At 68.5% G+C, this 20959-nt stretch carries 16 protein-coding genes and 1 rRNA gene; 11 read left to right on the top strand and 6 right to left on the bottom strand.

Annotated elements, in window-relative coordinates; genetic code table 11:
- Positions 1-265: 265 nt before the first annotated feature.
- On the top strand, positions 266-1240 hold the full coding sequence (locus AC1DB8_RS13270; protein ID WP_476893277.1) for a trypsin-like serine peptidase: 975 nt from the start codon (positions 266-268) through the stop codon (positions 1238-1240).
- A 514-nt stretch (positions 1241-1754) separates the two neighbouring features.
- Here the strand turns inward: AC1DB8_RS13270 and purH are convergent.
- A complete protein-coding gene (gene purH / locus AC1DB8_RS13275; protein ID WP_441418545.1) occupies positions 1755-3440 on the bottom strand; it encodes a bifunctional phosphoribosylaminoimidazolecarboxamide formyltransferase/IMP cyclohydrolase in 1686 nt (561 codons plus the stop codon).
- Positions 3441-3600: 160 nt separating this feature from the next.
- Between purH and AC1DB8_RS13280 the strand changes: the two genes are divergently transcribed.
- Positions 3601-4953, top strand: a complete 1353-nt coding sequence (locus AC1DB8_RS13280) for an MFS transporter (protein ID WP_441418546.1) — start codon at positions 3601-3603, stop codon at positions 4951-4953.
- Positions 4954-5009: 56 nt separating this feature from the next.
- Here AC1DB8_RS13280 and purN read toward each other — a convergent pair whose 3' ends face one another.
- Positions 5010-5576, bottom strand: a complete 567-nt coding sequence (purN, locus tag AC1DB8_RS13285) for a phosphoribosylglycinamide formyltransferase (protein WP_476893278.1) — start codon at positions 5574-5576, stop codon at positions 5010-5012.
- A 39-nt stretch (positions 5577-5615) separates the two neighbouring features.
- On the opposite strand from purN, the gene AC1DB8_RS13290 reads away from it, so the two are divergent.
- The gene (locus AC1DB8_RS13290; RefSeq protein ID WP_476893279.1) at positions 5616-6047 is read left to right on the top strand and encodes a hypothetical protein; all 432 of its coding nucleotides are present in this window, start codon (positions 5616-5618) and stop codon (positions 6045-6047) included.
- A gap of 34 nt (positions 6048-6081) precedes the next feature.
- Here the strand turns inward: AC1DB8_RS13290 and AC1DB8_RS13295 are convergent, their stop codons facing one another.
- Positions 6082-7404 (bottom strand): cell division protein PerM, encoded by a 1323-nt coding sequence (locus AC1DB8_RS13295; RefSeq protein ID WP_476893295.1) that lies wholly within the window; start codon positions 7402-7404, stop codon positions 6082-6084.
- Positions 7405-7605: 201 nt separating this feature from the next.
- Between AC1DB8_RS13295 and AC1DB8_RS13300 the strand changes: the two genes are divergently transcribed.
- From AC1DB8_RS13300 to AC1DB8_RS13335, 8 genes are all read left to right on the top strand, one after another.
- A complete protein-coding gene (locus AC1DB8_RS13300) occupies positions 7606-8073 on the top strand; it encodes a DUF4383 domain-containing protein (protein WP_441418550.1) in 468 nt (155 codons plus the stop codon).
- 202 nt (positions 8074-8275) lie between these two features.
- Positions 8276-9724, top strand: a complete 1449-nt coding sequence (locus AC1DB8_RS13305) for a flotillin family protein (protein ID WP_476893280.1) — start codon at positions 8276-8278, stop codon at positions 9722-9724.
- The gene (locus tag AC1DB8_RS13310; RefSeq protein ID WP_476893281.1) at positions 9717-9965 is read left to right on the top strand and encodes a hypothetical protein; all 249 of its coding nucleotides are present in this window, start codon (positions 9717-9719) and stop codon (positions 9963-9965) included. The genes AC1DB8_RS13305 and AC1DB8_RS13310 overlap by 8 nt, the downstream gene beginning before the upstream one ends.
- 463 nt (positions 9966-10428) lie before the next feature.
- Positions 10429-11610 carry a glycosyltransferase family 4 protein gene (locus AC1DB8_RS13315; RefSeq protein WP_476893282.1) on the top strand — a complete coding sequence of 394 codons (1182 nt, stop codon included), beginning with the start codon at positions 10429-10431 and terminating at the stop codon, positions 11608-11610.
- Complete coding sequence (locus AC1DB8_RS13320; RefSeq protein ID WP_476893283.1) at positions 11607-12995, top strand: UDP-glucose dehydrogenase family protein; 1389 nt, start codon at positions 11607-11609, stop codon at positions 12993-12995. The genes AC1DB8_RS13315 and AC1DB8_RS13320 overlap by 4 nt, the downstream gene beginning before the upstream one ends.
- A 209-nt stretch (positions 12996-13204) precedes the next feature.
- Positions 13205-14992: a putative bifunctional diguanylate cyclase/phosphodiesterase gene (locus AC1DB8_RS13325; RefSeq protein ID WP_476893284.1), complete on the top strand. Its 1788-nt coding sequence runs from the start codon at positions 13205-13207 to the stop codon at positions 14990-14992.
- 35 nt (positions 14993-15027) lie between these two features.
- Positions 15028-17187 (top strand): putative bifunctional diguanylate cyclase/phosphodiesterase, encoded by a 2160-nt coding sequence (locus AC1DB8_RS13330; RefSeq protein ID WP_441418556.1) that lies wholly within the window; start codon positions 15028-15030, stop codon positions 17185-17187.
- Positions 17188-17374: 187 nt separating this feature from the next.
- On the top strand, positions 17375-19198 hold the full coding sequence (locus AC1DB8_RS13335) for a putative bifunctional diguanylate cyclase/phosphodiesterase (RefSeq protein WP_476893285.1): 1824 nt from the start codon (positions 17375-17377) through the stop codon (positions 19196-19198).
- 210 nt (positions 19199-19408) lie between these two features.
- Here AC1DB8_RS13335 and AC1DB8_RS13340 read toward each other — a convergent pair whose 3' ends face one another.
- The 3 genes from AC1DB8_RS13340 to rrf form a co-directional block, all read right to left on the bottom strand.
- Complete coding sequence (locus AC1DB8_RS13340; RefSeq protein ID WP_476893286.1) at positions 19409-19711, bottom strand: excalibur calcium-binding domain-containing protein; 303 nt, start codon at positions 19709-19711, stop codon at positions 19409-19411.
- 92 nt (positions 19712-19803) lie between these two features.
- A complete protein-coding gene (locus AC1DB8_RS13345; protein WP_476893287.1) occupies positions 19804-20652 on the bottom strand; it encodes an SDR family NAD(P)-dependent oxidoreductase in 849 nt (282 codons plus the stop codon).
- A gap of 221 nt (positions 20653-20873) precedes the next feature.
- Positions 20874-20959: ribosomal RNA gene (gene rrf / locus AC1DB8_RS13350) — 5S ribosomal RNA — on the bottom strand; the annotation flags it as partial.

Raw genomic sequence — 20959 nt, forward strand, 5'->3', positions numbered from 1 at the left:
GGGCGTCTCCCTGAAAGTCTGCGGATATCCGGAAATCTTGTGTTATCTCAACGGCTCTAACTTACCCGAGGTGGCCCCATTGGCGCCTATCCGGGACGGGCTCCGGCGCCCCCGTGACTCGTGCAGCCGGCCTAACCCTGCGCGAATCTGCTGTGACAGTTGTTGACAAAGTTCTTTACATGTTCGTCAAGTTGACGTAGTTTCTAACCCATCACAGCGGCCCGCACCCGCAGGCCGCCCCGCATTCCTCCCGGTTAGGACACCCATGAGAACACCCAAGACTCTGGCCACCAGCCTGCTCAGCCTCTCCGCCGCGGCGCTCCTGGCCATCTGCGCGGCCGGCGGCGCCACCGCCTCGACCGTTGCGGCACAGGACAAGAAGGCTCCCCAAGTGGCCAGCCAGTCCGTCGACGGCTCGCGGGCCGCCGACTACTGGACGCCCGAGCGGATGAAGTCGGCCATTCCGGGCGACGTGCTGGCGGACAAGGCTCTGGCCCGCGGGAACAAGTCCTCCGCCGCCACCGTGGAGAAGGGTGCCAGCACGCAGATCTCCGGCAAGGCCGCCAAGGGCAAGACCACCCTGCACGCCGACGAGTCGCCGATCTCCAACATCGGCAAAGTGTTCTTCACGATGGGCGGCAGCAACTACGTCTGCTCCGGCAACTCGGTAACCTCCACCAACAAGAGCACCGTCTCCACCGCCGGACACTGCGTCAACGAGGGTCCGGGGGCCTTCGCCACCAACTTCGTCTTCGTCCCCGCTTACCTCAACGGCGCCGCCCCGTACGGCAAGTGGGCTGCCAAGGCCCTCTACACCACGACCCAGTGGAGCTCGGCCGGCGACATGCAGTACGACACCGGATTCGCCGTCGTGTCCCCGCTGAACGGACAGAACCTGTCCGACGTCGTCGGCGCCTCCGGCGTCCAGTTCAACGCAGCGCGCGGCCTCACCTACAAGTCCTACGGCTACCCGGCCGCGGCGCCCTTCGACGGCCAGTCGTTGAAGAGCTGCACCGGCCCGGCCTCCGATGATCCCAACAATCCCCAGTTCAACGCCCAGGGCATCCCTTGCGACATGACCGGTGGATCGTCCGGCGGCCCCTGGTTCATCGGTACCAGCTCCTCCGGCTACCAGAACTCCATCAACAGCTACGGCTACGGCAGCCGCTCCACCGTGATGTACGGCCCGTACTGGGGCTCGGTGATCCAGCAGGCCTACAGCACCGCCGCAGCCGCCTAAGAACCCCACCCCCAATACGCCCACACCCTAGGAAAGGAATAGGGCAACGCGGGGTCACTTGCCACCCTCCCCCTCGACAGGGCGGCAAGTGACCCCGCGTTGCTGTGTGCTGGTTCCTGAGCCTGGCCCCCACCGGACATGCCCATCGCTCAGACCACCCGAGGGACATGCCCATCGCTCAGACCACCCGCCGGACATAACCCCCATATGTCCATTCGTGGGTTCCAAGGATGGGCATGTCCGTCAGGCCTGGAGGTCATGCCCGGTCCGAACTGCGAAGGATGGACATGCCCGTCGGCGATGCTCCTTGGCGCTCCGAGTGGACATGCCCGCCGCACGCGCCGGCCAGTGGACATAATCCCCATATGCCCGCTCCTTGGCGCGCAGGATGAGCATGTCCCGCCGCCTCAGCTCCCTGGACCCCGAAGCACACCAAAGACAGCACAAAAATGGACATGCCCTCCCGGAAAGGAAGGGCATGTCCATTCTTGGTGGCAGCGGTTGAGCATGTCCCCTAGTGGAAGAAGTGCCGAGCTCCGGTGAAGTACATCGTGATGCCGGCGGCGTTGGCTGCGGCGATGACTTCCTCGTCGCGGACGGATCCGCCGGGCTGCACGACGGCGCGGACGCCGGCGTCGATCAGGATCTGCAGGCCGTCAGCGAACGGGAAGAACGCGTCCGAGGCTGCGACGGCGCCGCGGGCCCGTTCCGGAGCGCCGGCGGCATCGGTGTTAGATGCCCCGCCGGCACCTTCCACATCGGACTCCACCGTGACACCCAGGGTGTTGGCCCGCTCGACGGCGAGACGGCAGGAGTCGAGCCGGTTGACCTGGCCCATGCCGATCCCGACTGCGGCACCGTCGGCGGCGAGCAGGATCGCGTTGGACTTGGCCGCACGGCAGGCCGTCCAGGCGAAGGCAAGGTCGGCCAGGGTGGCGGCGTCGGCGGCCTCTCCCGCAGCGAGCGTCCAGTTGGCCGGGTCGTCGCCCTCGGCGTCGACCTTGTCCGTGGCCTGGACCAGCATGCCGCCGGAGACCTGGCGGAACTCGGTCGGGTAGCGGCCGTAGCCCTCGGGCAGGGTCAGGAGGCGGATGTTCTTCTTCTTGACAAGGATCTCCACGGCCTCGTCCTCAAAGCCCGGCGCGATGACGACCTCGGTGAAGATCCCGGCCACGGTCCGGGCCATGCCGGCGGTGACGGTGCGGTTGGCCGCGATCACGCCGCCGAACGCTGACACCGGATCGCAGGCGTGGGCCTTGGCGTGGGCGTCGGCGATCGGGTCCGCCGCGGCGGCGGAACCCACGGCAACGCCGCAGGGGTTGGCGTGCTTGATGATCGCAACGGCGGGCTCGGCAAAGTCGAACGCGGCGCGCAGGGCGGCGTCGGCGTCGACGAAGTTGTTGTAGCTCATCGCCTTGCCGTGCAGCTGGTCGGCCTGGGCGATACCTGCCGGGGCAGCCTTGTCCACATACAGCGCGGCCTGCTGGTGCGGGTTTTCGCCGTAGCGGAGGACCTCGGAGCGTTCCAGGGCCAGGCCGGCGTAGGCGGGCCAGTCGATCACGCCGTCGCCGTCTTCATCCAGGAACTGGCTGGCGGTCCAGGTGGCCACGGCGGTGTCGTAGGACGCGGTGTGCGCGAACGCCTTGGCGGCGAGCCGGCGTCGGGTCTTCAGGTCGAAGCCGCCCGAGGAGGCCGCCTCCACGACGGAACCGTAGGAGGCCGGGTCCACCACGATCGCGACGGCGGCGTGGTTCTTCGCGGCCGACCGCACCATCGCGGGGCCGCCGATGTCGATCTGCTCGACGACGTCGTCCTGCGCGGCGCCGGACTTTACGGTCTCCACGAAGGGGTAGAGGTTCACGACGACGAGGTCGAACGGCTCGATCGACATGTCCTCGAGCGTCTTCATGTGCGCCGGGACGCGGCGGTCGGCGAGGATGCCGCCGTGCACGCGCGGGTGCAGGGTCTTGACGCGGCCGTCCAGCATTTCCGGGGAGCCGGTGACTTCTTCGACTTCCTGCACCGGGATTCCGGCGGCGGCGATCTTCTTGGCGGTGGAACCGGTGGAGACGATCTTGACGCCGGCTTCGTGCAGGCCCTTGGCGAGCTCCTCCAGACCGGTCTTGTCGTAGACCGAGATGAGGGCCCGGCGGATGGGAACACGGTCGATGGATACACGCTCAAGCTGCGTAAAGCTCACAAAAGTCTCCGTCTTATATCGCGGCGCGGCCGCGGGTGGTGGGGATGCGGCCAGTTTATCGCGTCATGGCTCTCTGCATCCCCGCCGGGAGCCAGCGCGCCCGAGTGTGAAGCTTCACCGCTGGCGCGCGCCGGGACGTAGAGTTTTCCCAGGAGGCGAGATGAATACTTACACCACTGTGCCCAGCGGCGAACAGGTGGTCCAGGAACTGCCGTGGCGGTGGAAGGTCCAGGGCCGGATTTTCCTGATCGGCGGCCTGGGCTTCATGTTCGATGCCTGGGACGTCACGCTGAACGGGATCCTCATTCCGTTGCTGTCAAAGCACTGGTCCCTGACCGCTGGCGACGCGGCCTGGATCGGCACCTCCAACCTGATCGGTATGGCCGTGGGCGCCTTTGTCTGGGGCACCATCGCGGACACGATCGGGCGCAAGAAGGCTTTCACCGCCACCTTGTTGATCTTCTCGGTGTTCACGGTGCTGGGCGCGTTCTCCCCCGACTTCCTCTGGTTCGTGGCGTTCCGGTTCATGGCGGGCTTCGGCCTGGGCGGTTGCATCCCGGTGGACTACGCACTGGTGGGCGAGTTCACGCCCCGCAAGCAGCGCGGCCGGGTCCTCACCGCGATGGATGGCTGGTGGCCGATCGGTGCGGCGCTGTGCGGGTTCGTCTCGGCCGGGCTGATCGCCGCCTTCGCCGACTGGCGGCTGACCATGCTGATCATGGTGCTGCCCGCGCTGCTGGTGTTCTGGATCCGGCGCAGCGTCCCGGAGTCGCCGCTGTTCCTGATCCGCAAGGGCCGCCGCGAGGAAGCCGCCAGGGTGATCGACGACCTGGTCGCGGCCACCGGCGCCGAGGCCCGGGTCTACAGCCTGCCCGAACCCCAGGACGCGCCCCGGCTTTCCGCCGGCAGCGCCTGGACCCAGTTGCGCGCGCTCTGGCAGTTCAATTGGAAGATTACGACGGCGGCCTGGGCTTTGTTCTTCAGCATCCTGCTGGTCTATTACCTGTCGTTGACCTGGATGCCCCGGATCCTGATCGGCGCCGGCTTCGAGGAGTACAAGGCGTTCCTGACGACGGCGTCGATGGCCGCCGTCGGCCTGCTGGGCGTGGTGGTCGCCGCGCTGCTGGTGGAGCGGACGGGCCGCAAGTGGATCCTTGCCATCACCGGCCCGCTGTCGGCGCTGACGCTGGTGATTGTCGCCGTCGTCGTGGACATCCCGACGGCGGCCGTGTTCTGGCTGCTGGTGTTCGGCTTCGTGGTGCAGGTGGCGATCCCGGTGCTGTACGCCTACGTGTCGGAGCTCTACCCGACCGAGCTGCGCGGCTCGGGCTTCGGCTGGGCCTCGACGTTCTCCCGGCTCGGCGCCGGGTTCGGGCCGTTGATCTTCGCCACGTTCCTGTGGCCTGAACTGGGGCTGGCCACGTCCTTCGCCCTGGCCGGCGGCCTGGTGTTGATCTCGGTGCTGTGGATGGCGTTCTTTGCCCCGGAAACCAAGCAGCGCCGTCTGGAGTAGCTTTCCCGCCACCGCTCCCCCAACTAACTCGCAGCTGAGGCCGTTGGGCGGCCGGACTACTCCGCAGCGGCGAGCGACTTCAGCGTCGACACCAGCAACCGCCGCTCTACCGTCTTGATGCGCTCGTGCAGGGTGTCCTCGGTGTCGCCGTCGTCCACGCTCACGGCTTCCTGGGCGATGATCGGGCCGGTGTCGACGCCCGCGTCCGCCCAGTGCACCGTGCACCCGGTGACCTTCACGCCGTAGGCCAGGGCGTCGCGGACGCCGTGCGCGCCGGGGAAGGCCGGCAGCAGCGCCGGATGGGTGTTCAGGTACTTGCCGCCGAACGCGTCGATGAAGTCGGCACTGACAATCCGCATGAACCCGGAGGACACGACGACGTCGGGCCGGTAGGCGGCAACGGCTTCGATAAGCGCGGCATTCCACGCGGCCCGGTCCGGGTAGGCCTTGAAATCCACCACGAAGGTCGGGATCCCAGCGGCCGCGGAGCGCTCCACCCCGTACGTTCCGGGCCGGTCGGCGCCAACGGCGGCGAGTTCCACGTCCAGCTCGCCGGCCCTGACGGCGTCGATGACTGCCTGGAGATTGGAGCCGGTGCCTGAGACGAGGACAACTATGCGCATTGACTTAGCTTATGGGGCCACTCGCGTACGCTGGAAAATATGAATTCCCCCCAGGACCCCGGCGGAGCCCAGCGGGGACAGAATCCCCGGAGCGAAGCGGCCCAGGCATCGCTGCTCCGGACGCACAACCTGTTCCGCGCGTTTATCGTCACGGTGCTTGGGGCGTTCTTCGTCTTCCAGCTGGACGTCAGCTACCTCTGGCTCACCGCAATCCTTACCGCGGCCGCACTGGTGCTCGGCATCGTACTGCTCGTGCGTGCGGCGAAGCTCAAGGAATCCCGCCTGGTGCTGTTCGGCACCATCTCCGGTTTGGTGGTCTCCGCGGTCATGGTGCTGATGGTGCTGGCCTCCGCGGTGTTCTTCAACCAGATCCGGGACTACCAGCAGTGCGCCCGCCATGCCCTGACCCAGCAGGCTGCCTCGGCGTGCCGGACCCAGCTGGAGAATTCGCTGCCCACGCAGCTGCGCTAGCGCCGGCCACCCGCCAGGCCCGGAACGTCGCCGTTTAATCGGCTTCGGCGGCCAGTTCCAGATCCGCTTCGTGCAGTTTCTGCCGTCGTTCCAGCCACGGCCCGGCCGCGTAGCCGATCACGACGCCGATGCCCGTTTCAGCTGCCACGAACAACGCCGTTGTCAGGGGGTCCGGGCCGATCTCCGTGAGCCGTCCGATGCCGGCGGAACCGCGGGCCAACCAAGCCAGCGCCGCCGCGAGCAGACCTGCCACGGCGCCGATCATGGCGCCCAGGACCAGCGTGGAGACGGTGGCCGTGAACCAGCGCGCCTTGACCTTGATGGAGAGCCATTCGTCGAAGTGGTTTTCGCCTTCGCGCAGGAACCACCAGCCCGCCAGGAGCCCGGCGAGCGCAGGAACCACGAGGGCCACGAAGCCGTACTCCAGCGCACCGGCGGGCAGCGCGGCGAACACCGGGATGGAGGGCAGCGGCCCGACGGCGGTGGCCAGCGGCCCGGCCTGCGATCCGACGCCGAGCGCGAACCCGGAGCCGGAAGTCCAGGCCAGCGCGAACACGGCCAGGTTGGGCAGGTAGCCCAACTGCGCGATGGTGAGCGCCGCGCCGCCCACCGGGCCGGCGTCGAGCGCCTCGTAGACGGCAATGATGAGGTTCCAGTGGATGATGAGGTCCACGGTGAGGAGGGCGGCAGCCATGGCCAGGCTGGCCATCACGGCCACGAAGCCGGCCTTGACGGCGGAGCCAAGGTAGGAGCCTGCCCAGCGCGAGTGCTGGCTGGTGCGCGAGAGCCAGGCGACGGCGTCGACGCCGATCAGCCGGCTCCAGGAGCCCGCTTCCCGGCGGGCACCAATCACCATGCCGAGCGCGAAGGGGATCAACGGGACGATGGAGGCGTACCACAGGCTGACACCGACCTCGGAGGTGCGGCAGACGAAACCGGTGGCGAATCCGAAGGCGCCGTACATCATCCAGGAGCCGAGCAGCGCCTGCCAGAGCTGGTCAGTGTAGGAGGCGCGGGCCAGCCGCCGCCCCGCGCGCCAGGCGAGCAGGAACGGGAGGAGCGTGAGGCCCAGCGGGATCAGCGACAGGGTGCCGGATTCGGGCCGTCCCGCGGTTCCGGCGCCGACGGTTTCGAGCAGCAAGGGGACGCCGTGGATCAGCAGCCAGGCCTGGCCGGCCAGCCGGGCGAGGAATTCAAAGCCGCCCTCGCGGAATCCGGCCGTGGCCCAGACCGCGATAATTGGTGCGATCACGACGAGTGCGGAGATCACGGCGGCCTGCGCGGACTCCAGCGCCCCCTGCAGCCATAGAGGCATCGGAAGGCCACGGTTCCCGGTCTGATCAGCGCGCAGTTTCATCGTCTTCCATGGTGCCACGTGCGGGGCCTTCCGCCGGGTTCCGACAGGCTCTTGGGCCCCCGATTTCAGCCGGCCGGAAACGTTGCCGTCGCCGCCCGCCGCGCCCCGAGCGCACCACCGCAGGTGGCCCTGCGGCGGCGCTTTTTCCGCTACCCCGCCGTAAAATTTAAGGTGTCCGCAATCAGTGGTTGGAGGCAGAAAATGACTACCGCATCCCCACATGCACACGGCGTACATTTCGGACGGACTGATGTCCAAAACGTCGGCATGGGTGTGGGTATTGTCCTTCTTGTCGTGGGTGTCCTGGGGTTCATCCCGGGCATCACCACGCAGTACAGCGAGCTGAGGTTCTTCGGGCCAGATTCCAGGGCCATGTTCCTTGGCCTGTTCCAGGTGTCCATGCTGCTGAACATCGTTCAGCTGGCCATTGGCGCCGCGGGCTTGACCATGTCCCGCAACGGCATGGGAGCCCGGAACTTCCTCATGGGCTTCGGCCTGCTGTACATCGTCTTTAGCGTTTACGGGCTGATCGTCGGCGTGGGGTCGGCGGCCAATTTCCTGGCGTTCAACACCATGGACAACTGGACCCACATGGTGCTGGGCGTGGCAATGATTGGCGCCGGCTGGCTGCTCTCGAGGCATCTGGCCGATGACGCACAAACCCGGTAAGCGAACACCGGGAAAAGGGAGCCGCGAATGAGGACCGATTCTCAGTAATCCAACAAATTCGTACTACCTGCTGGTGCGGGCGCCTGGAGCTTCATGGGTGTCCGCACCAGCTTTCTTTTGCCCCAGCCGTTCCGCCAAATGCTGGACTTATTCGGCGGCAGCACCCCAGACTGGCCTGACCCAACGACCTGAAAGAGTTTCCATGCCGGACTTCTCAGCTTTTATCCCGTTCCTCGCGGTCCTCGCCGGGGCACTCGTCGTCGTCGCCGTGATCTGGATTGCGATCAAGCTGATGTGGAAGGTGGCCGAACCGAACGAGGCCCTGATCATCTCCGGCCTGACCCGCGGAACCCTCGAGACGCGGGACGGCATGGACTTCAAGATCGTCACCGGCAAGGGGGCGCTCGTGTTTCCCGGCCTGCAGACCGTGCGGACCCTGTCCCTGACCCTGAACGAGACGGAGCTCAAGGTCTCCTGCGTGACCTCCCAGGGCATCCAGGTGATCGTCGAGGGCGTGGTGATCTACAAGATCGGCGACGCGCCGCCGTTCATCGCGAACGCTGCGCGCCGCTTCCTCGGCCAGCAGCCCAAGATGCAGAGCCAGGTCTACAACGTCTTCGAGGGACATTTGCGCTCCATCATCGGCAGCATGACCGTGGAGGAGATCATCCGCGAGCGCGACAAGCTCGGCTCGCAGGTCCGCAGCGCCAGCGGGGTGGAGATGGAAAAGCTCGGCCTGGTGGTGGATTCGCTCCAGATCAAGGACCTCCAGGACCCCACCGGCTACATCCAGAACATCGCCAAGCCGCACATCGCCCAGGTGAAGATGGAAGCCCGGATCGCGGAGGCCACCCGGAACCGTGAGGCGGCCGAGCGGGAGGCGGAGGCGGCCGCGCAAATCGCCGACGCCCAGAGCCTCTCCGCGATCAAACAGTCGGAGGCGCAGGCCAACGCCGAACGGGCCCGGGCCAACGCCGCCCAGGCCGGACCGCTGGCCGAGGCCACCGCGCGGCAGCAGGTGGTGGTGCAGGAAACCGAGGTCGCCAAGCTCGAGGCGGACCGTGAGGAACAAAAACTCCAGACCACCATCCGCAAGCCCGCCGACGCCAAGGCTTACGCCAAGCGCACCGAGGCCGAGGGGCAGAAATCCGCGGACATCAGCGCGGCCGAGGCGCTGGCCCGCCGGACCGAACTCGAGGCGCAGGTCAACGCCCGGCGCACCGAGCTCCAGGCGCAGGCCAATGCGACAGCTGCCGCGGCCGCCGCCGGGGCCACCCGCGTCACCGGTGAAGCCGAGGCCGCCGCCACGAAGGCCCGCGGTGACGCGACGGCGTCGTCGATCAAGGCCAAAGCGCTGGCCGAAGCCGACGGCATCAAGGCGCGCGGCGAAGCCCTCGGCACCAACCAGGACGCGGTCATCTCGCAGCAGCTGGCCGAGAACATGCCGGCCATCATCGCCGCGGCCGCGGAGCCGTTCGCCCACGTCGGGCAGCTCACCGTCCTCAACGGCGGGGAGGGCATCAACCGGATGATCGGCGGCATCCTGGCGCAGGTCGGCGACTACCTTCCCGCGCTGCGGACGGCATTGAAAGATGGCCGGCAGGACGGCCGGCAGGCAGCCAAGCAGCCACCGAAAGCCCCGGATGCATAAGGAAGTCGACCGCAGCCTGACCGGCCGGATCGGCCGGGTGACGGGGCGGGTGGGGCCCGGCACCATCGGGGAGGTCATGCTGCCGTTCCGCGGCGGGACGAGTGCCTTCCATGCCCACCCGTTCGACAAGGAGAGCGTCTTCGCCGTCGGGGACGAGGTGCTGGTCATCTACTACGAGCCGCCCCAGACGGTCTACGTGGACGAACTCCCGGACGTGCTGCGGCACGAGCCGCGCCGCTGACGCTGGCCGGCGCGGCGCCGGGCACTGCGGGCATTCCCGGGCACCGGGCACTCCGGGGAGCTCCTGGGCGTCGAGCACTCTGGCCCCGAGCGCGAACCGCGCCCCTTTGCCGGAGGTGGCCGCTCCGAGGCCCGGCTTAGCGGCCATCTCCGGCAAACGGGCGGCCCTGGACTGGAAGGACCACGGGAACCAGCGCGCTCCGGCACCATCCATTTGCCAGAAGCGGCCGCCTGGGCAGCTGGTTGGCGGCCATTTTTGGATAATCGTCATTCGGCGCGGCAGCGAGCGCGCGTATTGGGATGATGTCCGGACACGCGTCCGGCCGACGGGCATGCCCGGTGGGACACCAAAGGGCCCGCCAGGCCCCGGAACCCGCGGCCCACCCACGCCTGTTAACCCACTCTTCCCCCGCAGGCCACACCGGGGACCCCGCGCCGTCAGCCACCGCGGCCACGGTGGAGGCGTGAGGATCGCACTAGTCGCCGAATCATTCCTGCCGCAGATGAACGGGGTCACGCACTCCATCCTGAGGGTTCTGGAGCATCTGCAGGACCGCGGCGACGAGGTGCTGGTGATCGCGCCATCCACGCAGGACCCCGAGGTCCCCGGCGAGGTCCACGGCGCGCGGGTGCACCGGCTCCCGTCAGTGCCGCTGGCCGGCTACACGAACGTTCGGGTGGCGTTGGGCGGTGTGGCCCGGGTCAAGCGAATCCTTGCCGACTACGCCCCCGACGTCGTCCACCTCGCCTCGCCGTTCGTGCTCGGCTGGCGGGCAGCCCAGGCCGCGCACCAGCTGGGCATCCCCGCCGTCGCCGTTTACCAGACCGAGGTCCCCGGCTACGCGGGCCGCTACGGCGTCCCGTTCCTGGAAAACTGGGCCTGGAACCGGGTGGAGCAGATCCACCTGCTCGCCACCCGCACCCTGGTCCCGTCGACCTTTGCGCGGAACCAGTTCCTGGGCCGCGGCATTCCCCGGGTGCACATGTGGCGCCGCGGCGTGGACACCCGGCGGTTCAGCCCGGAGAAGCGCGACGACGCGTGGCGGGCTTCGGTCGCCCCCGGCGGCGAGCGCATCATCGGCTACGTCGGCCGGCTCGCCGTCGAGAAACAAGTGGAGGACCTGGCCGTGCTCGCAGATATTCCCGGCACCCGGCTGGTGATCGTCGGCGGCGGGCCGCAGCGCGAAACCCTCGAAGCCGCGCTCCCGGACGCCGTGTTCACCGGGTTCCTCGGCGGCGAGGAACTGGCGCGGGCCGTCGCCTCGTTCGATCTGTTCGTCCACCCCGGCGAGTTCGAGACCTTCTGCCAGACCATCCAGGAGGCTATGGCCTCCGGCGTCCCGGTGGTCGCCACCGGCCGCGGCGGCCCGCTGGACCTGGTGGAGAATTCGCGGACCGGCTGGCTTTACGAACCGGGTGATCTCGCGGCCCTGCGGTCCCGGGTGGCAGACCTTACGGGCGACGACGCCAAGCGCCGCGCTTTCGCCGCCGCGGCCCACGCCTCGGTGCAGGGCCGGACCTGGCACGCGCTGGGCGAGGAGCTCGTGCGGCACTACGAAGCGGTCCGCACCGGTTCCGCCAGCCCCGGTTCCGCCCGCACCGGCTCCACCAGCCCCCGTTCAACCACCAGAGGAGCAACCCTGTGAAGATTTCTGTGATCGGCTGCGGCTACCTCGGCGCCGTGCACGCCGCCACCCTGGCCTCGATGGGGCACACCGTGGTGGGGATCGACGTCGACGCCGCCAAGGTGGCCCAGCTGGACCGCGGCGCCGCCCCGTTCTACGAACCGGGCTTGGACGAACTCCTGCGCGACGGCCGCGCCAACGGCCGACTCGCCTTCTCCACCAGCTTCGCCGACGCCGCCGGCGCGCAGTTGCATTTTCTCTGCGTCGGAACACCGCAGTCCAAGACCTCCGACGGCGCCGACTTGAGCTACCTGGTCTCCGCCACCGAAGCGTTGCTCCCGTTCCTGGCGCCCCATGCCGCTGTCGTCGGCAAGTCCACCGTGCCGGTGGGCACGGTTGACATGCTCCGCGGTGTGCTGGCCGGGCGCCCGGATGTGCTCCTCGGCTGGAACCCCGAGTTCCTGCGCCAGGGCACGGCGGTGAAGGATTCCCTGGTGCCGGACCGGCTGGTGTACGGCGTGCCGGGCGGCAAGGAATCCGCGCGGCACCCGAACAGCGCCGGCGCCGCCGTCACCGCCGCCCTGGACACGGTCTACGGGCCGCTGCTCTGCGCCGGCATCCCCCGGCTCGTCTGCAACTTCGCGACCGCTGAGCTGATCAAATCGGCGTCGAACGCATATCTGGCCACCAAGCTGAGCTTCATCAATGCGATGGCCGAACTCTGCGAGGCATCCGGCGCGGACGTGACGGAGCTGGGCGAGGCGATGGGCCTGGATCCGCGGATCGGCGGCCGGTACCTGCATGCCGGCCTCGGCTTTGGCGGCGGCTGCCTGCCCAAGGACATCCGTTCCCTCCGGGTGCAGGCCGCCGCGTTGGGTGTGGACTCGGTGGACGCCTGGATGGCCACGGTGGACGGCATCAACCGCGGCCAGCGCACCCGCACCGTGGAGGCTGCCCGGGAGCTGTGCGGCGGCCAGCTGGGCGGCCGGCGGGTAACCGTGCTCGGGGCGGCCTTCAAACCGGACACCGACGACATCCGCGACTCCCCCGCCCTGGATGTGGCCCAGCAACTGGCCGAAGCGGGGGCGCATGTCACCGTCACCGATCCGGCGGCGATCAACAACGCCTGGCTGCGCTATCCGCAGCTGCGCTTCGAGGCCGCCGTCGAGCAGGCGCTCGACGGTGCCGAACTGGTGCTGCTGCTGACCGAGTGGGAGGCCTACCGCTCGCTCTCCCCGACCGCGGCCGGGGAGCTGGTCCGACGCCGGACGGTGCTGGACGCCCGGAACGCCCTCGACGCCGCCGCCTGGACCGCGGCGGGGTGGACGGTGCGGGGCCTGGGACGGGCCGACGCCGGAATTGGCGCGGACGCGGCCGCCGCCGGCCGACTGGCCACCGCCGACTGAGCGGCCCGGCCCCAGCGGCCCGGTCTGAGCGGTCCGGCCCCAGCCCGGACCCAGCGGCCCGGCCTAAGCGGCCCGGCCCCAGCAGGAGCGCGGCAACCCGCCGGACGCCCGCGCCGTGGCGCTGGGCCCGCGCTTCGCCCCCTATGATTTCTGAGGGGAGGATTCAGAATGCAGCATCGTTGGTCTCAGATTTGTCCGGTTACGGCCGCGTGAGCACTTCAGCGCGCCCCGAGGAGGACGCCCGGCTCCGCGAAGCCATGTCCCTGCTCTCAGCCACACTGGAATCCACCGCGGACGGCATCCTCGTGGTCAGTGCCGAGGGCCGGATCTCCTCCGTCAACAACCAGTTCCTCTCGATGTGGGGCATCCCCCGCGAACTCGTGGACACCGGCGACGACGAGTCCGTGATGGGCTTCGTCCTGGGCCAGCTCACGGACCCCGAGCAGTTCCTCGCAAAGGTCACGGCCCTCTACGCCGATCCGGAAGCCGAGAGCCACGACGTGCTGCGCTTCCGCGACGGGCGGACCTTTGAACGGTATTCCCGCCCGCAGAAGGTCGAGGACCGCGTGGTGGGCCGCGTCTGGAGCTTCCGAGACGTCACCGCGGCCCGGCGAGCCCAGGACCAGATCAACCAGGCAATGGCGGACCTCGCGCAGCAGGCCAGCCAGCTGAAGACCCTCGCGTTCCAGGATCCGCTGACCGGGCTCTCCAACCGCCAGCTCTTCAACGACCGTCTGGCGCACGCCTTGGCCGGACCCTACGGGACCGCCGTCGACGTCCTGCTGCTGGACCTGGACGACTTCAAGGAAGTCAACGACATCCACGGCCACCATGCCGGGGACCAGATGCTGATCGAGGTCGGCCGCCGGCTGCGCGCCTGCGTCCGGCCCAACGACGTTGTAGCACGGCTGGGCGGCGACGAATTCGTGGTCCTGCTGGTCGGGTCGCTCGACGCCGACGCGGCCGCCGCGCGGGTCGTCGAATCCCTCAAGCTGCCGGTCTGGATTGATGGCACCATGCTGCGGCCCAGCCTGAGCCTGGGGCTGGCGTCCATCAGCGAAGACGCCGTCGATGCCTCCGAGCTGCTCCGCCGCGCCGACATCGCCATGTACGCTGCCAAGTCCGCCGGCAAGAACCGCTACCTGCGCTTCCGCCCGGAAATGATGACCGCACTGCTGGAGCGCACCGACCTGGAGGCCGGGCTGCGCACCGCGGTCGACAGCGGGGAGATCGCGGTGCATTACCAGCCAATCGTCTCCGCCCGGCTGGGCACCGTTGTCAAGGTCGAGGCGCTGGCCCGCTGGGAACGCGACGGTGCCCTCGTCCCGCCGCATCAGTTCATTCCCGCCGCGGAGCGCAGCGGCCTGATCGTCGAAATCGGCACCGAGGTCCTGCTGCGCGGCTGCACGGAGCTGGAGCCCTGGCTTTCCGCGGACCCCACCCGGTCCCTCGCCGTCAACGTCTCCGGTGTGCAGCTCCAGCACGGCAACTTCCCGGAGCTGCTGTTCGCGACCGCGGGCTCCCGCGGGGTGGATCCGCACCAGCTGGTCGTGGAGGTCACCGAGAGTGTCTTCTTCGACGACGACTGCCAGGTCCAGCGCCAGCTGGTGCAGCTCCGTGGCGCCGGGGTGCGGGTGGCGCTGGACGACTTCGGCACCGGCTACTCCTCGCTGGGCCGCCTGCAGGACCTCCCGGTGGACACGCTCAAGATCGATCAGTCCTTCGTCGCCTTGATCCACGCCGGTACCGAGGAGCTCCCCATCCTGAACTGCATGATCGACATGGCCCACGGCCTGGGCCTGACCGTCACCGCTGAAGGCGTCGAGACCCGGGAACAGGCCGAGTACCTGATGCGACGCGGATGCGATTCCCTCCAGGGCTTCCTGTTTTCCCGGCCCCAACCGGCGACCGGTCTGCCCGCTGCGCTCTCGGCGTCGGCCCGGACCATCACCGCATTGCGCCACGACACTGCCGCCCAAACGCAGTCGGTGCTGTGATTTGGGTCTCATGGCCCTATGATGCTTGAAGTTTAATGACCACCGCCCTGCCGGTGGATTCGAGTGACGAACGCCCGGGGGCTGGCATCGACGTGGAACAAGGATTGGCGGAAACCCTGCTGACGCAGGGCCCTGACGCGTTGCTGCAACTCACCACGGAGGGGGTCATCTCCTATCTGAATCCCGCGGCGGAGCGCCTGTTCGGCTACTCCGGCGAGGAGCTGATCGGCGTCGCGCACAACCGGCTGCTGGTGGAGGACGACCGCGGCGGCTTCCTGCGGGTTCTGAGCCGGCTCGGCCGCGCAGGGACGTCGGGGACGAGGCCTTTCCCCGGCCTCGGGCTGCACCGCGACGGCCGCGAACTGCCGTTGGAAATCACCTGCTCGCTCGTGACCACGCCGGCCGGAACGTCGGTGGCGGTCGCAGTCCGCGACACCACGCACCGCCAGGACCACGACGCCGGCCGGCGCAGCGCCGTCTCGCTCCTGGACGCGACGCTGGAGACGACGGCGGACGCCATCGTGGTGGTGTCCAACACCGGCCAGATCACCGGCGTCAACGAACAGTACCTGCGGCTGTGGGACATGCCGCGGGAGATCCTCGCCGAGGAGGACGCCTACGCCCTGGTCAAATTCATCGCCCAGAAATTGGTTGCCCCGGACTGCTTCAAGGCCAAGGTCGCCGAGCTCTACGCCAACCACGAGCTGCACAGCCACGACGTCCTCGAGTTCCAGGACGGCCGCACCGTGGAGCTGTATTCCCGCCCGCAGAAGGTCGCCGATGAGGTGGTGGGCCGGATCTGGAACTTCCGCGACGTCACCTCCCGCACCGTGGCGCAGGACCAGGCCCGCCGCGCCCTCGACGAGCTGGCACAGCAGGCTGATCAGCTGAAGGCCCTCGCGTTCCAGGATCCGCTGACCGGGCTGGCGAACCGGATGCTGTTCAACGAACGCGCCACCGCCGCGTTGGAGTCCCCCGGACCGGTGGCGGTGCTGCTGCTGGACCTGGACGACTTCAAGGAAGTCAACGACATCCTGGGCCACCACGCCGGGGACCAGATGCTGGTGGAGATTTCCCGCCGGCTGCAAAACTGCGTGGGCCCGCACGGCACCGTGGCCCGCCTGGGCGGCGACGAATTCGTGGTGCTGCTGGTCGGCTGCGGCGATTCGGACGCGGTCGCGCAGCGGATCGTGGCCACGCTGAACGCCCCGGTCTCCATCGAGGGCACCCTGATGCGCCCGGGGCTGAGCCTGGGCGTGGCGACGCGCGGCACCGAGGACATGTCTTCCTCCGAGCTGTTGCGGCAGGCCGATGTGGCCATGTACGCCGCCAAGGAGGCAGGCAAGAACTGCTACGTGCACTTCCAGCCGGAGATGCTGGCCACCTTGCTGGAACGCACGCAGCTGACCGCGGGGCTGCGCCGCGCCGTCGAACTCGGCCAGATCACCGTCTTCTACCAGCCCGTAATCTCCACGAACCGCCGCGAGGTGATCCAGTTTGAGGCCCTGGCCCGCTGGGAACGCGACGGGGTGCTGATGGCGCCGGACGCCTTCATCCAGACCGCGGAGCGCAGCGGCCTGATCCGCGACATCGGGGCCGAGGTGCTCCGGCAAAGCTGCACCGAGCTGCAGTCCTGGCTGGCGGAGGACCCCGGGCGGACCCTGGCCGTCAACGTCTCCGGCGTGCAGCTGCAGCACAAGGACTTCGCCGAGCGGGTGCTGGACATCGCCGCATGGAGCCGGGTTGATCCGCACCAGCTGGTCCTGGAGGTCACCGAAAGCGTGTTCTTCGACGCCGACTCCCACGTCATCCAGCAGCTGATCACCCTGCGCGCCGCGGGCATCCGGGTGGCGCTGGACGACTTCGGCACCGGCTACTCCTCGCTGGGCCGCCTGCAGGAGCTTCCGGTGGACGCGGTCAAGATCGACAAGTCGTTCGTGTCCATGCTGCACACCGGCGAGGAGCGGCTTCCCATCCTGACGTCCATGATCCACATGGCCCACAGCCTGGGCCTGCGGGTGACGGCGGAGGGCATCGAGACGCCCACCCAGGCCCGGTACCTGATGGAACACGAGTGCGACGCCCTGCAGGGCTACCTCTTCTCCCGCCCCGTGCCCGGGGCACGCCGGGCGGCGGCCGTCGCACAGTCCGCGGAGGCCATCACGGCCCTGCAGGAGCCGGCAGTGGCGCTCTAGTTCGGCCCCTTGTCTGGGCGACCGGACGACATATTCGCACGCTTTCACGATTACTGTCGGGGCGGCATGAGACTGTGCTAGCGACCACATATGATTTCAGCAGGCGCGGCCGCGGCGAACCCAATCCGGTTCCCGGCGGTGCGCGGCACCATTCACAGATCCATCGCTTTTGGGGGCAGTACACATCATGGACGCAGCGTTTGCACAGACAGTGCTGGAGCACAGCCCCGACGCCCTCTTGCTGCTTGGCCCGGATGGATCCATCGCTTTCCTGAACACTGCCGCGGAGCAGCTCTTCGGCTATTCCCGGGCGCAACTGCTGGGCGCCGACTACAGCATGCTGCTTGCCGAGTCGGCACGGGAGGACTTCCACAAGGTCCTCGCCGGACTGGAAGGCGGCGCCGGGCGGACGCCCTTCACCGGCGCGGGCCGCCGCGGCGACGCCTCCGAGTTCCCGGTCCAAATCACCTGCGCCGCGCTTCCGGCAGCGCCCGGCACGGCCGGGACCGTCGCAGTCTCCGTGCGCCCGGGAGTCCCGGCCCGCCCCGGCGCCACACCACCCGCAACCCCGCACGACGGCGGAGCCACGGCGGGTGCCGCCGCGGCGGCAGCCGCTCCCCGCCGTCGGACATTCGGCTCGCTGGAGGCAGAACTGGTGCCCGGCACCACCGGCGTGCTTCCCCGTCTCACTCCCGCGGAGCACGACGACCAGCTCAAGGCGGCCGTGCTGCGGGACACGCTGACCGGGCTGCCGAACGGGACCCTGTTCAACGAGCGCCTCGCCGCGGCGCTGCGCCGGCCGGACCCGGTGGACGTGCTGCTGATCAACGTGGACGATTTCAAGAGCTACAACGACATGCTGGGCCGTTCCGCCGCGGACGAGCTGCTCGTGGAGGTGGCCAGCCGGCTGCGCAACTGCGTCCGGCCGCACGACACCGTGGCCAGGCTGGGCGGCGACGAATTCGTGGTGCTGCTGACCGAGTGCCTCAATGCCGGAGCCGTGGCGAAACGGATTTCCGAGTCCCTGTACGTCCCGGCACGGATCGGCGGATCGATGGTGCGGCCCGCGGTCAGCATGGGACTGGCGGCCAAGACGCCGGAGACCCACGACGGCGCTGAACTGCTGCGGCAGGCGGACTCGGCCATGACGGCGGCCAAGGCGGCGGGGAAGAACACCTGGCTGCAGTTCCGGCCGGAGATGCTGAACACGGCCGCCAACAAAGCCCAGGGCGAGACCGGCCTGCGGCAGGCGGTGGAACTGGGGCAGATCTCGGTCCACTACCAGCCGGTGGTGTCCCCCGGGCTCGGCGCCGTGGTGCAGTTCGAGGCCTTCGCGCGCTGGGAGCGGCACGGCAAGCTGGTGCCGCCCAACCAGTTCCTGCCGGTGGCCGAACAGAGCGGCCTGATCCGCGAGATCGGCGACGAGGTCATGCGCCGCGCCTGTGCCGAGATCCGGCCCTGGCTGGCCGGCGACGCCGCGTACAGCGTGGCCGTGAATGTCTCCGGCCTGCAGTTCCAGCACCGGGACTTCGCCACCGACGTGCTGGGCATTGTCGCCTCCACCGGGGTGGACCCGCGCCAGCTCATGCTCGAACTGACCGAGAGCGTGTTCTTCGACGCCGATTCGGACGTGCTCCGGCAGTTGGCGCAGCTGCGCGAGGCCGGCGTCCGGATCGCGATGGACGACTTCGGCACGGGTTACTCAACGCTGGGCCGGCTTAAGGAACTGCCGCTGGACAAGGTCAAGATCGACCGTTCCTTCGTGGCGATGATCAAGACGGGCAAGGAACACCTGCCGTTCTTCCGCACCATGATCAACGCCGCGCAAAACCTCGGGCTGAAGGTCACGGCCGAGGGCATCGAGACGCCGGCACAGGCCAAGTACCTGATGGATCTGGGCTGCGACTCGCTGCAGGGGTACCTGTTTGCTAAGCCCGCCCCGGCCAGCGACCTCGCCGGGACGATGGAAAGCGCCCTGACGGCGATCGACAAGGTCGAAGCCGCAGGCTAGCCTCCGGCTCCCGCAGCTCCGGCGGCGCACGTGACGCTCCCGCAGCACAGCGGCCGACGTTCCCGCCCAGTTCTAACCTGCGGCAGCACTCCGGCAGCCCGGTGTAGCCCGGGTTGGCGCGGAGTCATCCCGTGGCCGACCTAAGAACCGGGCAGGAACGTCAGCAGCGGGACCCCCACCGCCTGGCGGGGCCCCGGCGCAAAGGTCGGGTTAGCGCTTTTCGCAGGCGATGCCGTCGTTGTCACGGTCGAGGTCGTACTCGCCGCGGTGCCGGACGGCGCCGCCGTCGTTGTAGCCGTAGAGGGTGTTGTCCACGCGGAAGGTGGTGACCCGCTTGCCGGTGGTCTTGTCCTTGGCGCCCTTGCGGCCCACGCCGTGCGGGTAGACCTTGTTCAGCTCCGTGCAGTTCTTGTATGACTTCGGCGCCGGCGCGGCAGACGCCGGCACGGCGGTGCCGCTCAGCATGACGGCGCTGGCAGCCAGCGAGGCAATCATCAGTTTCTTCAGGCGCACCTTCGAGCACTCCCCCAATATGAAGCCCTCGGCCGCGTGTCGGCGAGGGGCAGGGAAAGACTATCCCACGATTCCGTTCATTGGGAGGAGGCTCAGCCGCGGGGGTCGAGCCTGTCGGAGTCCTGGGCCGCCATGGCGGTGCTGCGCTCCCACAGTTCCCTGGAGAGTTCCGCGTCGTAGGCCTGCTTGTTGGCCTTCGCCAGCGCCCGCTTGGCGTAGTAGGCGCCCGGGACCCACTCCTGCCCCGGGACGGCCGTGGCAAGCCACACGAGGGTGTCAGCGCCCTGCTCCGGGGACAGCATGAACCGGTTGAGGAAGCTTCGGTACATAAAGCGGAACGGGCTGGTGGTGTCCGCGGCAAAGTTGGTGGCCACTACGCCGGGGTGGAACGCCGCCGTGGAGATGCCGGCTGCGTGGTAGCGGTTGTGCAGCTCGGCCGTGAAGAGGATGTTCTCCAGCTTCGCGTTACCGTAGGCCAGATTGGCGGAGTATTTGTTCGCGAGCTCCAGGTCGTCGATGTCCAGCCGGCCGTAGAGCGAATTGGCGGCGCTGGACGTGTTGATGACGGTGGCCTTGCTGGCGGTCAGGGTGTCCAGCAGTTCGGTGGTGAGCAGGAACGGTGCCAAGTGGTTGATCTGGAAGGTCTTCTCGTGACCGTCGACCGTGAGCTCCCGGGTGCCCATGATGCCGCCAGCGTTGTTGGCCAGGACGTCGATCCGCGGGTACTTCTCCCGCAGCTGCGCGGCGAGCCGGCGCACCTGCGCCAGGTCGGCGAAGTCGCTGACGAAGTAGTCCGCGCCGATTTCGTTCGCGATCCGTTCGGTCTTCTCGGCCGAACGCCCGACGACGACGACGTTCTCGCCTCGTGCGGCGAGGGTCCGGGCCGCGGACGCGCCGATCCCGTCGCTGGCGCCGGTGATGACGATGGTCCGTGCAGTCATGGGATCTCCCGAGTTGGTTTTTAATTGAAGCTACTCAAGAGTAATCAACGCTGAAGCGCCGGCAGGTGTTCCTCCCCACCCAACACTCCCGCAGATGTGGCACGTTCCTCCCCCACGCTCCCGCACTTCCACAGGCTGCTATGGAAGCCTTCAGCTCTGTGTTTGGGGTGTTAAAAGGCTCAGGCCCCGACACTGTGTGTCGGGGCCTGGCTGTAATGGTTGTCCGGCGGTGACCTACTCTCCCACACCCTCCCGGGTGCAGTACCATCGGCGCTGTGGGTCTTAGCTTCCGGGTTCGGGATGGGAC

Source organism: Arthrobacter sp. 10N410 (assembly GCF_056394945.1).